Annotated in this window: 14 protein-coding genes and 1 riboswitch; of the genes, 6 read left to right on the forward strand and 8 right to left on the reverse strand. The window is 34.8% G+C overall.

All coding sequences use genetic code 11. The features are described from left to right. Nucleotides 1-8 precede the first annotated feature (8 nt). The 4 genes from AC3HD6_RS02175 to AC3HD6_RS02190 are packed head-to-tail and all read left to right on the forward strand — an operon-like array spanning nt 9 to nt 3344. A complete protein-coding gene (locus AC3HD6_RS02175) occupies nt 9-755 on the forward strand; it encodes a tetratricopeptide repeat protein (protein WP_488894862.1) in 747 nt (248 codons plus the stop codon). Continuing rightward, nucleotides 755-2494: a BatD family protein gene (locus tag AC3HD6_RS02180; RefSeq protein WP_488894863.1), complete on the forward strand. Its 1740-nt coding sequence runs from the start codon at nt 755-757 to the stop codon at nt 2492-2494. The genes AC3HD6_RS02175 and AC3HD6_RS02180 overlap by 1 nt, the downstream gene beginning before the upstream one ends. A 44-nt stretch (nt 2495-2538) precedes the next feature. Then, nucleotides 2539-3141: a MarC family protein gene (locus AC3HD6_RS02185; RefSeq protein ID WP_488894864.1), complete on the forward strand. Its 603-nt coding sequence runs from the start codon at nt 2539-2541 to the stop codon at nt 3139-3141. Nucleotides 3142-3146: 5 nt separating this feature from the next. Further along, entirely contained in the window at nt 3147-3344 is a 198-nt protein-coding gene (locus tag AC3HD6_RS02190) for a hypothetical protein (protein WP_066694630.1), read from the forward strand. 359 nt (nt 3345-3703) lie between these two features. On the opposite strand, the gene AC3HD6_RS02195 is transcribed toward AC3HD6_RS02190, so the two are convergent. From AC3HD6_RS02195 to AC3HD6_RS02215, 5 genes are all read right to left on the reverse strand, one after another. Further along, a complete protein-coding gene (locus AC3HD6_RS02195) occupies nt 3704-4672 on the reverse strand; it encodes a chorismate-binding protein (protein WP_488894865.1) in 969 nt (322 codons plus the stop codon). Between the two features lie 221 nt (nt 4673-4893). Beyond that, the gene (locus tag AC3HD6_RS02200) at nt 4894-5322 is read right to left on the reverse strand and encodes a PaaI family thioesterase (protein WP_089737210.1); all 429 of its coding nucleotides are present in this window, start codon (nt 5320-5322) and stop codon (nt 4894-4896) included. Nucleotides 5323-5367: 45 nt separating this feature from the next. Next, entirely contained in the window at nt 5368-5952 is a 585-nt protein-coding gene (locus AC3HD6_RS02205) for a 1-acyl-sn-glycerol-3-phosphate acyltransferase (protein ID WP_488894866.1), read from the reverse strand. Nucleotides 5953-6266: 314 nt separating this feature from the next. Then, entirely contained in the window at nt 6267-7985 is a 1719-nt protein-coding gene (locus AC3HD6_RS02210) for a PspC domain-containing protein (RefSeq protein WP_488894867.1), read from the reverse strand. Between the two features lie 11 nt (nt 7986-7996). Next, on the reverse strand, nt 7997-8326 hold the full coding sequence (locus AC3HD6_RS02215; RefSeq protein ID WP_115973188.1) for a PadR family transcriptional regulator: 330 nt from the start codon (nt 8324-8326) through the stop codon (nt 7997-7999). A gap of 438 nt (nt 8327-8764) precedes the next feature. Between AC3HD6_RS02215 and AC3HD6_RS02220 the strand changes: the two genes are divergently transcribed. Then, nucleotides 8765-9469 carry an XAC2610-related protein gene (locus AC3HD6_RS02220; protein ID WP_488894868.1) on the forward strand — a complete coding sequence of 235 codons (705 nt, stop codon included), beginning with the start codon at nt 8765-8767 and terminating at the stop codon, nt 9467-9469. A gap of 1 nt (nt 9470) precedes the next feature. Next, complete coding sequence (locus AC3HD6_RS02225) at nt 9471-10061, forward strand: HD domain-containing protein (RefSeq protein ID WP_488894869.1); 591 nt, start codon at nt 9471-9473, stop codon at nt 10059-10061. Between the two features lie 172 nt (nt 10062-10233). On the opposite strand, the gene AC3HD6_RS02230 is transcribed toward AC3HD6_RS02225, so the two are convergent. From AC3HD6_RS02230 to AC3HD6_RS02240, 3 genes are all read right to left on the reverse strand, one after another. Continuing rightward, nucleotides 10234-10617 (reverse strand): acyl-CoA thioesterase, encoded by a 384-nt coding sequence (locus AC3HD6_RS02230; RefSeq protein WP_047098292.1) that lies wholly within the window; start codon nt 10615-10617, stop codon nt 10234-10236. Between the two features lie 116 nt (nt 10618-10733). Further along, nucleotides 10734-10914, reverse strand: a riboswitch (cobalamin riboswitch). A 34-nt stretch (nt 10915-10948) separates the two neighbouring features. Continuing rightward, complete coding sequence (locus AC3HD6_RS02235; protein ID WP_488894870.1) at nt 10949-11746, reverse strand: hypothetical protein; 798 nt, start codon at nt 11744-11746, stop codon at nt 10949-10951. A 324-nt stretch (nt 11747-12070) separates the two neighbouring features. Continuing rightward, a complete protein-coding gene (locus AC3HD6_RS02240; protein ID WP_488894871.1) occupies nt 12071-12733 on the reverse strand; it encodes a hypothetical protein in 663 nt (220 codons plus the stop codon). Nucleotides 12734-12832: the final 99 nt, after the last annotated feature.

Raw genomic sequence — 12832 nt, forward strand, 5'->3', positions numbered from 1 at the left:
TGCAGGTAATGAATACTAAAACCATATTTTTATCGTTTATAATTGCTTTCTCGTTCTCAGGCTTTTTGTTTGGGCAGGAAAACTATAAAACTTTGGTTCATGAAGGGAACCAGAAATTTGACGGTAAAGATTATGATGGAGCTTCTTCCAAATACATGGAAGCCGTGAAGTCTAATGATAAAGATTTTACTGCTCATTACAATATGGGAAATGCACTGTATAAAAGTAAAAAGTATGAAGAAGCAAAAGCAGAGTTTGAAAAAGCAGAACAGCTGTCACAGACTCTTCCTGATAAAGCGGCTGCCCTTCATAATTTAGGAAATACCTATATGCAGATGAATCAGCCGGAAAAAGCGGCAGATTATTATAAAAAGGCACTTAAACAAAACCCTTACAGCGAGGCTACCCGTAAGAATTATGAAATTGCCAAGTTGAAGGAAAAAGAAAAGCAGCAAAATAAAAGCGAGCAGAATAAATCCGGTAAAGGAGGCGGCAGCGGTAACGATCAGAACAAAGGTGAAGATCAAAAAGGTGATAAAAAAGACCAAAGGCAGGATCAGGGAAATGGCCAGCAAAACGAAGGTAAAAGTGACCAGGGCAATCCTCAGCAAAATCAGAATAATGAGGGCAGAATGCCAAAAAATCTTGAAAATCAGCTCTTAGATAAAATAAACGAAAAAGAAAAAGAAACCGCCAGAAGAATTTTAAACAAAAATTCTTATTCGATGCCCCAAAGCAACGAGAAAGATTGGTGATGAAAGACAAATTGATTTACATATTGCTTACTTTAGCATCCGTAATTACTTACGGACAAGTAAATCTTTCTCTTGATGCTGATAAAAGCGAGTATGGCGGAAAGGATATTGTAAACCTTACCATTGTTCTTGAATTGAATGGAAGCGACCTTGTTCAGCAGACAGGTTTCCAGCTTCCAGACCTTTCAAAATTCAATATTATCGGTAGTGGATCTGTAACCAATACAGTGATTGATCCTGCCACAAATACATTGATTACCCAAAAAGTATCCAGAATCGCTCTTGAACCTAAGAAAAAAGGTAAAATTAAAATTGGATCAGTACTGGTTACTGTAAACAATAAGATTTATAAAACTGAACCTTTCGATGTAAACATTCGTGATATTGTTGACAAAAGATCTTTAGCCAGCAATACTTCCAATGAAGTATACCTGAATATGGAGATTGAAGACAGGGATGTCTATCAGGATCAGCCTACCATTGCTGTTCTGAAAGTATATTCCAGAAATATGGATAATCTTAGAAAAGTAAAGAATATCCGTCTTCCGCAGCAGGAAAATATCAATGTACATCCTATCAATTTCACCAAATCTGAAATTGACCCATCCGGTAATGGGAATATGGCTTCCCAGATCCTGGCGATGTTTATGGTATTTCCTAATGAAGCTGGATATGTTGAGGTGCCGGGAGTATCTGCATCTGTAAGCACTTATTCAAACAAAAATAAGATTGTTTCCAATAAAGTAAAAATCAATGTAAGAAAGCTTCCGGAAGGAGCACCTGAAGGTTTCAAAAATGCTGTTGGAAACTTTAATGTAAGCGTTTATAATATTACTAAAGAAAAGCCAGAAGCCAAAAAACCATTGAATGTTGTGGTTAAGGTGAGTGGAGAAGGAAATTTGCCTGATCTAATCCTTCCGAAAATTGCAGCATCTCCGGACTATGAAGTTTTTGCTCCCAAAATGACTTCAAAGGTTTCTCCTGGCACTTCCGGAATGAAAGGAGAGATTCTGGCCAGTTATGTAGTTATTCCCAATAAATCAGGAGCTATTTCTATTAAGACGGAACCATTTGCTTTCTTTGATCCTGAAAACAAAGAATATATAGAGGCGGGACAAAAAATATTGGATGTGAACGCACTTTCACATGATCAGGTTCTGGAATCCCGTTCTACAGTAGAAAAGGTAAATGAATATACCAATAATCTGTTAGAGACTGTAGATACACCTGTTTTGAAAACGACTTCATTTAAAGTAAAAGAAAAAAGTAAATTCCACTGGAGTATTCTTTTAACAAATATTGTCATTCTTTTGGGCTTATTTGTTGTGTATCTGTTATTTAAAACTTGGCAAAAAAAACGTACATTAGTTAGGGAAACCGTATCTCAAAAACCTTTGGGTTCAGTGGCTGAAACGGAAAAGGAAATCAGAGAGTTGATGAAAACGGATATTAACGATTATTTCGGTTATCTTGAGAACCTCAAAGATAACAGCGAGTATGAAAAGTTTTTTGTTACTTTGGAAGAACTGGATCAGGAAGTAAGAAACCAGTATTTTCAAGGCTCTGTTGCGGAGTTTAAGACTTTTCTTGAAAAGCACAAGGGTTCTTCCGTGGCTGAACAATATGGAAGACTGCAGCAAAAAATTCAGATGGAGAAATATGCTCCTGTGAAATCTCATGATGGTATAGAAGAACTTTTGAAAACAATTGTTAATTTATATTCACAAATTAGCAAATAGTCAGTTTATTTTCATATTTTTGCGAAATTTTTAATTACAAAGAGATGGAAATTTTTGATGGTTTCTCTTTTAAAGAGATCGTTACCAGCTTTATGGTTCTTTTTGCCGTTATCGATATTATCGGCTCAGTTCCCATTATAGTAAGCCTTCAGCAGAAGTTCGGAAAGATCGAAGCTGGAAAAGCTGCCGTTACTGCCGGAGCAATTATGATTGTTTTCCTGTTTGTAGGGAATAAAATTCTAAAACTTATTGGGGTGGACGTCAATTCATTTGCAATCGCCGGAGCTTTTGTGATTTTTGTCATAGCCCTGGAAATGATTTTAGGAATTGAGATCAACAAAACAACCGAAGCAAAGGCTGCTTCTATCGTACCCATCGCATTTCCATTGGTAGCAGGTGCCGGAACTTTAACAACGGCGCTATCCCTTAGAGCTGAATTTCATGATATTAATATTATCTGCGGGATTATTCTTAATACAATTTTCGTATATTTGGTGCTGAAATCAGCGAAATGGTTGGAGCAGAAAATAGGAGATGCTACTTTGATGATTCTTCAGAAAGTTTTCGGTATTATTCTTTTAGCGATTTCAATTAAATTATTCACTGCAAATTTTGCCCAATTGGTGCTGAATTATGTTAATTTTTAAAAATTATGAAGAAGTTTTATAAAGTATTTTTAGTACTGTTCATCGTTTTCATCGCTATTAATTTATATGCTATCAACTGGCAGAATGATCTTATTGCTGATGAGGACAACATCAAGTTTGTATTTTCTGCATCTGCTGCTGCAATAGGTCTTATCCTGCTTTTTGTCATGGATACCTGGAGCCGAATCGGTGTAAAGAAGTAAATTGAATATTTATTTATATAGATATAGCCTCTTTCGCTTTGAAGGAGGTTTTTTTATGGATAAAAGATCAAAGATCTTTTCTTCAAACAATTACTATGCGTTTGGCTATCAACATCAATAGGGGTGGGCTTTAGCCCACCAAACAAATAAAACGAATTATTCCATTTGGCTTTAGCCAAAACTTATTATTGAAACACAAGTAATTTCAAATTTTACAAAAAAACAGGGAATAAAGAATATAGATTTTCTCATTCGGAATCAATTTAGATAGGCTTTATCCTTCTATCTATTCTAAATAGTAGAATAGAATATAGGTGCCAGAAAGAAATCTGTGAAAATCCGTGGTTAAAGAAACTCCGCTAAGAAATAGCCAAATTTTTCAAAATGGCTTCAGATTTTAGCTCTGTTTCCGTCCATTCTTTTTCCGGGTTACTTTGAGCGGTAATTCCACCGCCTACAAAGACATGTACAGAATCTTTATAAAGCCTTGCGCATCTAAGATTTACAAAATAAAGAACACTTTCTTGAGTTTCCACTTTAATATAGCCAGCATAAAATTCACGGGGGAATTTCTCATACTTTCGGATATTTTCATTGCAAAAATCTTTAGGTATACCACAAACTGCAGGTGTAGGGTGGAGATCCTGAATCAAATTGTCAAGATTATCGGGGTTTATTGTTGTTTTAAAATCTGTACGAAGATGCTTGATATTCCCGGAAATATGATCATAAGTTTCAGACTGCTGAATGTTGTTTGAATAGTTTTTAAGAATATTCTGAATGTAAGTGGTGACGGGTTTCTGCTCTTCTATTTCTTTTTCTGTCCATTGTTCAGTAGTAGGAAGAGTTCCTGCTAATGCCATGGTTTCAAACTCATGAGTTTCTTTATTAAACTTGCCTAATACCTCTGAAAAAGCACCCATCCAGGCATTTTCTCCATCATTAAACAGATATCTGAAAGCATTGGGATAGGTTGTGCATAGATTATTAAAACTAGCCTTATAATCAATGGTATTAAAGTCGGTAAAGATCTTTCTTCTTGAATACACCAATTTTGGAAGATCATTTTCTTTAATTACTTCAATTACCTGTTGTAGAGTATTGCAATATTCTTCTTTAGTTTCTGCTGTAAAATCTGTTGTGTCTTCTGTTAATGACTCATTAGTGATCGAAAGATCATTAAATTTAGCAGTATCAACCTTGATGATGTTTCCATTAAAGCTGATCTGGTTCAAGCTGTTGTAAGAATAAAAATTAACAGCGTTTTTATCAGTTGTTTCCTCTATAGTATGTAATCCTTCGTTGAAGGGAAGTTTGAAATAAATCATGAGTTATGAACAGATTTTGAAAATCACTAACCGGAAATAATATAGGAAATTCCGAAGTTGATTTTCCTTTCTGCAAAGGTATTATTAGTCTTAAAGATGTCAAAATTATATGAGCTGTTTTTTAAGGAAACATTGTTTTTAAAACAGAAAACAAAGGGTTGCAGGAAGGATATAAAAAAAGCCCAAATTTTTTGAGCTTTTACTTTTTATGGATGTTCAACCTATCTGTTAATGATATTATTCGTCATTGTAGTATGGTTGATAAGCGTTCCTTTTTCATCTCTGATTTCAATTTCAGAAACGTGCATTGTTTTTCCTTTTCTGATGAAGCGTGCGGTAGCTGTTACAATACCATCCTTTTTACTTCTTAGGTGATTAGAATTAATGTTGGTTCCTACACCATAATATTTATCACCGTCAATAAAAATATTAGACAGGCTTGAACCCAATGTTTCAGCCAATACACAACTTGCTCCGCCATGCATAATCCCAAAGGGTTGATGTGTTCTTGGCAGTACGGGCATGGTAGCAGTAAGAGTTTCATTTTCGAGATCGATATCAATGAATTTGATCTCCATTGCTTTTGCCAGGGTTTCGCCGCCCCAATTATTGATGAATGCTAATATTTCTTCTTTTGTCTGACCTTTCATTGTATAATAGATAAGAGATGATTGATAAATAATGATAGGAATTTTTTATTCTCCGGTTCCCATAATATTTGGATTCCAGTTAGCCGGAACCTTAGGGACAATATCGTTTTTCACATAATAATCCTGAATTTCCTGCATGATTTCAGAAAATGGAACTGTGGCAATTCTTTCATAAGGAATGGTGTAGCCAAGGTATACAATATTTCTTTTGAAATCACCTGCTGCCAGTACAATAGGAACTTTTGCTGCCATTGCCATATGATAGAAGCCTTTTCTCCATTTCGGAACCCAGCTTCTGGTTCCTTCCGGGGTAATAACAAGACTGAAATCTTCCTTAGCAAACTGATTGGCTACAAAATTGACAAGGTCATTTTTCTGGCTTCTGTCGATGCCAATACCTCCAAGTCCTTTTACAACACTTCCGTACCAGGCTTTGGTATGAGCATCCTTAATGATGATTTTTAAAGGTTTATTCAGTGACCAATAGGCAAAGTTTCCTAAAATGTATTCCATATTATGAGTATGGGGTGCTACCACCAGGATACATCTGTTCAGGTTGTTAACATCGCCCTGTAGAACGACTTTCCAGCCTAATAATTTTAACATTAGTTTGCCTATCAGCTTTTTCATAGATTCTTGGATTAAAACAAAAAAGTATAACCAATTGGGTTATACTTTTACAAATATATTGAAATATTATTGCTCTTAAAACAAACCGTTGATTAAATCTACGATTTTCATTACGAATTCCATTGCAAATTGTATCATAATAAGAGTGTTTTTTTAGTGTTGGTTGGTTATTAAATTTTAACTATACGAAATTATAACAATTTTTCCAAATAGAGAACTAAATAATAGTTTTTTTTCACTTTTCTGAGAGAAGAATGGTGTGAATTTCAAACGGTTGCTTTCCATTCACACCTTCTACCACTCTCTGTAGTTAATTATTTAGTTTGTATGGATATTTCGTTTTTTCCGTCTTTTATTTTGATGTCCACATCTTTATTGATTTTTTTGATATCAGATGCTACGGAATCAATAACTTTCTTAGCCTGGTTGTTCGGAACTTTTTTACCATTAATGATAACACTGTCTTTATCATCGGAGTTATATTCTATGCTGGAACCGTTTACCGTGATTTTATTTTTCTCGATTCTGATTCCGTTATGGTGTTCATCTCTGTCCTGGTCGTCATCATCAATACCATCTCCGTTCAGATCTCCGTCAAAATCAATTCTGTCTTTTTTCAACGGGATTACTACTGCATTTTGAGGAACTACAAGTTCATAATTTACTCTGTAATCTCTGAATCTGTGTTCATAAGGATATTTGATATAGTTGGGAAGTATCACTTTATTATCTACAACCTCTACTGGTACTGTTACCTGAATGGGGAAGTTATAGCCATTCCCTTCTTTTTTAATGATTAAGTAAGGTGTTTTTACTTCCGGTTTTCTTGTTACTTCTACAGAGATATAATCTTCCTCATACACTGATCTTTTATCAGAATAAATATCATCATCATAAGCTTTATAGTTTTGTGGAATGCTTACTTGTTTTACATCTACATATACAGTATCTGAGGTTGTATTGATGGCTACATTTTCGATATCTTCTTTGCTGCCTTTGTAGATCAGGTTTTTCTTAGCCATACTGATTCCGAAATAAGTTCCCAGTCCGATCAGAAGAAGGAATAATCCACCAACTACCCATCCAAGATTTCTCAGTTTTGTTTTTGGAGAGAAGATCTTAATACTTAATAGGCTGAAAAGGATGGCTGGAATTAAACTTCCTATGATCATGATCGCTGCCAGTACTTTATCCAGACCATTGTCATCCATATAGAATCTAATCTGATTAGCTCCTGGGAAATCTGTATCCATTCCGAAAAGTGCAAATAATACAAATACTCCGATAATACTTCCTACAGCAATCAATACTGAGAACGCTCCGATGATATATTTGAATACATTCCAGATTCCGCTTCCTGCATTGTCTATATAAGGTTTGTTTTCGTTATAGATTTCTCCGACCCTCTGAGTAGATTCGTTGGCAAATTGTACCAACTTATTAGACTCATTCTTAAGATTGTCGAAGTTCATAGGCTTTCCCTGCATTTTCAGGAAATCTGAAGCACTTTGTGCTTTTGGAAGTACCAACCATAAGATTAGATACAACAGTAGGATTACCAAAGCACTTCCTGCAGCAGGAATCATGACAAGGAATACCACCACCCAGATGATTCTCATAGCGGTAATGTCCATTCCTACGTAATGAGCTAAACCTGCACAAACACCTGCAATTTTTTGTTTTTCAGGGTCACGGAATAATTGTTTTTTGTCTGTATAGTGAGTTCCCGAGTTTGTATTTTTAGTTGTGTTTTTTTCAGAAAAATAAGCCTCTTCCTGTTCTTCGATTTTCTCAGGGGTTCCGATTTGTGCAATTACTTTTTCTACGTCGGTATCGTTGATTACTTCACGTTTTCCCAGAGAATCTCTGAAGATCTCTACCATTCTTATTTCTATGTCATGCATTACCTCATCTGCTTCCGAAGCATCCAGTGAGCTTCTCAGAGCGTTCAGGTAGTCGCTGAGCTTTATATATGCGTGTTCTTCTATGGTAAAAGAAAAACCTGCGAGTCCTATTGAGAGTGTCTTGTTCATAGCTTTGTTTTTTAATGTTGTTGAGTGATTTGGTTTACTGAAGCTGTAAGCTCATTCCACGTATTGAGAAGTTCATTCAGGAAAAGTTTTCCTTTTTCTGTGATCTGATAATATTTTCTGGGTGGCCCGCCTGTAGATTCTTCCCATCTGTAAGAGAGAAACTCTCCGTTTTTAAGTCTTGTAAGAAGAGGGTAGAGGGTCCCTTCCACTACATCCAGTTTTCCTTTTTTCAGTTCATCAATGAGATCAGAAACATACATTTCGCGATTATTGATGAGACTTAGAATACAGAATTCCAGAATTCCTTTTCGCATTTGCGCTTTGGTATTTTCAGTATTCATCTTTGATAATTTTTGTTAATTAAGGTTATATTTTTAGAAAAGTACTCCTAGCTAGTTGAGCCTATTCTAATTTTACATTACAAAGATATGTAAATAAAATGGTATTATGCAATACAAAGTAGTGAAATTTTGAAAATAAAATTATTATCAAGCTGATAATCAGATTGATAATTTTTAAACTAAATTTTTTGATTAGTCAATTTTAAGAGAAAAACCTTTTAAAAAATTTAAAAATTGAGTGAATTTTGAAAATATAAGGGATGAAAATCTGGTTTTGATCAATGTAAGGCTTCTTTTTATCTATGGTAAAATGTTTAATGATATATTATCATCTATCTTTCATCAAATGAGTTTAAATACATTTGAGTTTTGAAATCGAAGCTATGATTCGTATTTTTGTTTGGAAGTTTTTATAAAACATTTGAATCCAATATTACTATGAACATGAATATTTTGAATTACTACAGGAGTATATCCGCTTTTCTATTATTAGGGCCTTTATGTTTTGGGCAGTACCAGTTTGAGGTAAAAGATGCTTCAAAAAACTATAATGCCATTATTCATATCAACAATTGTTTTGATGATCAGTGTATGGAGAAGGGAACAGTGGAATTATTTGATAATAAAAACAGCAAAGTACAAACCTTTACATCAGATAATCTGGTTTTACATCTTGGAAAGGGGCAGAGATTGCAGCGTGGAAAAATGATCCCTTTAGCAAAGGAGCAAAGCCCTCTTATTTTTGGTGACTTTAATTTTGACGGAACTGAAGATCTCGCCATAAGAAATGGTAATATTGGAAATTACAGTTCGGCATCTTATGATGTGTATGTATTTAATAGTACCAGAATGGCTTTTGTGAAAAGTAAAGAGCTTACAGAACTAGGGTCAGATAATTTTGATTTTTTTGAAACAGATCCGGTCCGCAAGCGCATTATTACCTTTGGAAAGGATGGCTGCTGCCGACTTTTCACCACAGAATTTGAAGTAATTCCTAATAAAGGACTTGATAAGGTTCTTGAAAAAGAAGAGGATCTTACCAATGAGGATTATGTAAAAGTTACCATAAAAGAAAAGAAAAATAATAAATGGACTACCAAAACGAAGGTATATCCATCAGATCAATATAATAGAGAAAAGTAAGATGAAAATTCAGAAAGAAATTGATTTTATCCTGGCTGTAGATGCCCTGAAAAATGTACAGAGAAGAAATTATAATGCAGATGATTCCAGAAGAGAGAACACAGCGGAGCACTCATGGCAAATCATTATTTTGGCGCAAATCCTTTATCCTTATGCTAAAAATCGTGCGGATATCGATTTGTTAAGAGTGATAAGAATGCTTTCCATTCACGACCTTGTGGAAATTGAAGCAGGAGATACTTTCCTTTTCGATGAAGCAGCAATGGTTGGGAAGTTTGAAAGAGAAAAGATTTCTGCTCAGAAGATCTTCGGAATTCTTGATGAGCCTTTGCGTACAGAGTTTTTCAATCTATGGCTTGAATTTGAAGAAGAAGTTACTCCAGATGCTATTTTTGCATGTTCTATTGACAGAATTATGCCTTTCATTCTGAATTCTCATACTTCAGGAAAAAGCTGGACAGAAGCAGGTGTTACTGAAAAGCAGATCAGGAATATGCTTGAAACGGCCATTACGAGAGCATCAGATGAAATGGGAGAAGCTTTTGAACTGTTGTTGACCAGAAGCCTGGAAACTGAAAAAGTTTTAAAATAATCTCAAATAAAAAGCTGATAACTGGATTTTATTATTCCTCTTGTAATCTATAGAAGCTGCTTGTTTAGCTTTTCTGAAATCAGAGAAAACAGGAATATTTTATCCTGAGTTTAGTATAAAGACATATTATAATGAGTTTCGGGCGGCCTCTGGCCGCCCGAAACTTTTTTATTTATAGTATCTGGATTGGTTTCTTGAATTCATCAATCGCTACAAAAGTAAAGTCACCTACGATAGCTTTTTCTCTCTCATAAGAGTACATCTGCTCTGTGTAGATTTCAACGCTTACTTTCATACTTGTTTTTCCAACATATGAAACTTTTCCGATCAGTTCTACAATCGTTCCGGCAGGAATTGGTTTTTTAAAATCGATTTTGTCACTGCTTACTGTTACCACTCTTTTTCTTGCGAAACGGGTCGCAGCAATAAAGGCTACTTCATCCATAAGCTGCATAGCAGTACCTCCGAAAAGAGTATCATAATGATTGGTTGTGTTAGGGAAAACCGCTTTAAAGATTCTGGTTTCGGCAGCTTCAATTCTTTCTTCTGTAGTCATATTTCATTATTAATTAAGGCGAAATGAAATAGTATCAAAACAACAGAATAATGACAGGAACGTTGGAAATCCCTGAAACAATCCATCAGATCAATAAAACTTCAAATCGCGAAAGTTTCTTGTTTAAGAAAGCGGCAGGTCTCCTGACTTGTAACATCTTTTATCTCCTTCCCATGCCTCGCACAGTGGATCTTTTGATAAAGATTTCAGTTACTTACAGTTGCGCGACAGTCCGTGATTTTCACACGGTTCCCTTTTAATCTGCGGTTATGCAGAACCAGTTTCTATGATGAATAAGCGTAAAACTTTTTCGGCTGCAAAATTAATGAATTTATTCCGGATTATGGTAAATAATCTGGCTGATTACTCTTCCCTTTTTAATAGTCCATAGAGTAGTATATCGGTTTTCTCCGGAACCATTGATCATATAAAGAAAAATGTTGTCATTGTCCAGGGAGGTTACTCCTATATTGTTAAAGTCCATAGTGGGTTGGAACATATTTTTGATAGCTTCTCTTACGAAAACAGAACCTCTTCCAGGCTGCTGCAATCGGATAGATTTAATTTCCGTCATGCCTTCAGGAAGATCATTTCCAATTCCCCAAGGCTTTACTTTATCAATAGTAAGAAGCTTCCCTTCGGCATCTTTTTCCTTTTTACGGTAACCAGCATTGGATGGGTACACATCAATTACTACTTTGCTTCTCTGGGAAGTAGGGATTTTGGGATCGGAATTATCAGTGAAAATAAGAGATCTTCCGTTTTTAGATTTAGAAGGAGTGTAGGCAGGAAGCTGATCGATAAAAGCAATACGCTCTTTATTTACCATTCCTTCTTTATCAAGTGTTTCATAGCGAACAAATGGTTTGTCTTCGTCCTGCTTTTCTGGATATTTGATCCAGATCCATTCCGTTTCTCCCGGAGCGGGTTTTACATAAACAAATACATCTCCTTTGCGCATACGGATCTTATCTACAATTTTTCTGTAGTTATCCTTGTGTACACGTACATTGGCGTAGCCCTCTTCAGCTTTTACAACACCAAAAGGAACTTTATTCTGACCTTTAACGAAAGCTAAAGAAAAAATACTGAAAGCAGACAGGTACAATGCTTTGTTTACTGAAATCATTATAACAGATTTTTAATTCCCCAAATATATAAATTAAATGCTTTGCGGAAGATAACTATATTGTTGCAATTCTTTTAAATCCTGTATCAGTTTCAAATGACCATTGGAAAGTAGATAAATAGAGGTTTAATATCCATTACCTCCTGATAATAATCATCGGAAATAACGAAACCTTTGTTTTTACTTTGCAAACAAACCGATGATTTAAAAAAACGTTTTTTTTAAATGAATATTAAAAGGTAAAATAAAACTAACATGGAAATAAATAAAAAGAATGTTTGATACTGGATCAAACACTCTTTTTTTATCTGCAAATAAATTCTTTTACGATTCTGTTTTCTGATTAGATGAATTATAAATAGCCTCCGGATCATTTTTAAGATAATAAGAAAATACTCCGAAAAATAAAATGATGAGAAGAAATAATGCCCCACATACATAAAAAGCCGTTCCAAAACCATAGCTGATGGTCACTCCGCCTCCTAATCCCATTCCAACTTTATTGTTTCCGAGACCTTCCATCTTGGATTGGAAAGTCAGATAAAAAGTTAACAAAGAGATGAGACCTATCAAGGAAATAGTAATATGCCAGATATATTTTTTCTTAATACTTTTTATCACATGAATAATAATTCCCACAATAGCTGCCAGAAAAGCAATGATAATAAATGGGCTTGGAGGAATATTCTCTTTGTCATTTTTATTATTGGAATCATTCAGAGGTGAATATTCACTGTCAGTGTTGGAAGAATGATCACTTGAATCATTCCCGAAAGCTGAACCAAAAGGTGAATTCTGTTTTAAACTTTCCTTCATCCTTTCATTCATTGTTTGTTTGGAAACTCCGGTTACAAGATCTGTTCCTTTAATAGACATTAAGGTGGTATCCCCACATTTTATCAGGAAAAAAGGAAAGAAAAAGCAAAGGATAATTACCGTATAACTAGGTATCGGAATAAGGTCTGATAATACTTTTAATGGTTTCATAAATTATTGTTTCTGTTAAAAATAGGAAAATTATTACAACAATTTACAAAAGAAAAGAGAGTATCCTCAGACACTCTCTTCCATTATTGTATTCAGTTT

Source organism: Chryseobacterium sp. II3a (assembly GCF_057815135.1).

Bases quoted from the DNA above. Each gene is read 5' to 3' on its own strand.
- AC3HD6_RS02240 (WP_488894871.1), bottom strand. From the start codon at position 12,733: ATGAAACCATTAAAAGTATTATCAGACCTTATTCCGATACCTAGTTAT.
- AC3HD6_RS02210 (WP_488894867.1), bottom strand. From the start codon at position 7,985: ATGAACAAGACACTCTCAATAGGACTCGCAGGTTTTTCTTTTACCATA.
- AC3HD6_RS02235 (WP_488894870.1), bottom strand. From the start codon at position 11,746: ATGATTTCAGTAAACAAAGCATTGTACCTGTCTGCTTTCAGTATTTTT.
- AC3HD6_RS02225 (WP_488894869.1), top strand. From the start codon at position 9,471: ATGAAAATTCAGAAAGAAATTGATTTTATCCTGGCTGTAGATGCCCTG.
- AC3HD6_RS02190 (WP_066694630.1), top strand. From the start codon at position 3,147: ATGAAGAAGTTTTATAAAGTATTTTTAGTACTGTTCATCGTTTTCATC.
- AC3HD6_RS02220 (WP_488894868.1), top strand. From the start codon at position 8,765: ATGAACATGAATATTTTGAATTACTACAGGAGTATATCCGCTTTTCTA.
- AC3HD6_RS02175 (WP_488894862.1), top strand. From the start codon at position 9: ATGAATACTAAAACCATATTTTTATCGTTTATAATTGCTTTCTCGTTC.
- AC3HD6_RS02200 (WP_089737210.1), bottom strand. From the start codon at position 5,322: ATGAAAGGTCAGACAAAAGAAGAAATATTAGCATTCATCAATAATTGG.
- AC3HD6_RS02195 (WP_488894865.1), bottom strand. From the start codon at position 4,672: ATGATTTATTTCAAACTTCCCTTCAACGAAGGATTACATACTATAGAG.
- AC3HD6_RS02215 (WP_115973188.1), bottom strand. From the start codon at position 8,326: ATGAATACTGAAAATACCAAAGCGCAAATGCGAAAAGGAATTCTGGAA.
- AC3HD6_RS02180 (WP_488894863.1), top strand. From the start codon at position 755: ATGAAAGACAAATTGATTTACATATTGCTTACTTTAGCATCCGTAATT.
- AC3HD6_RS02205 (WP_488894866.1), bottom strand. From the start codon at position 5,952: ATGAAAAAGCTGATAGGCAAACTAATGTTAAAATTATTAGGCTGGAAA.
- AC3HD6_RS02185 (WP_488894864.1), top strand. From the start codon at position 2,539: ATGGAAATTTTTGATGGTTTCTCTTTTAAAGAGATCGTTACCAGCTTT.
- AC3HD6_RS02230 (WP_047098292.1), bottom strand. From the start codon at position 10,617: ATGACTACAGAAGAAAGAATTGAAGCTGCCGAAACCAGAATCTTTAAA.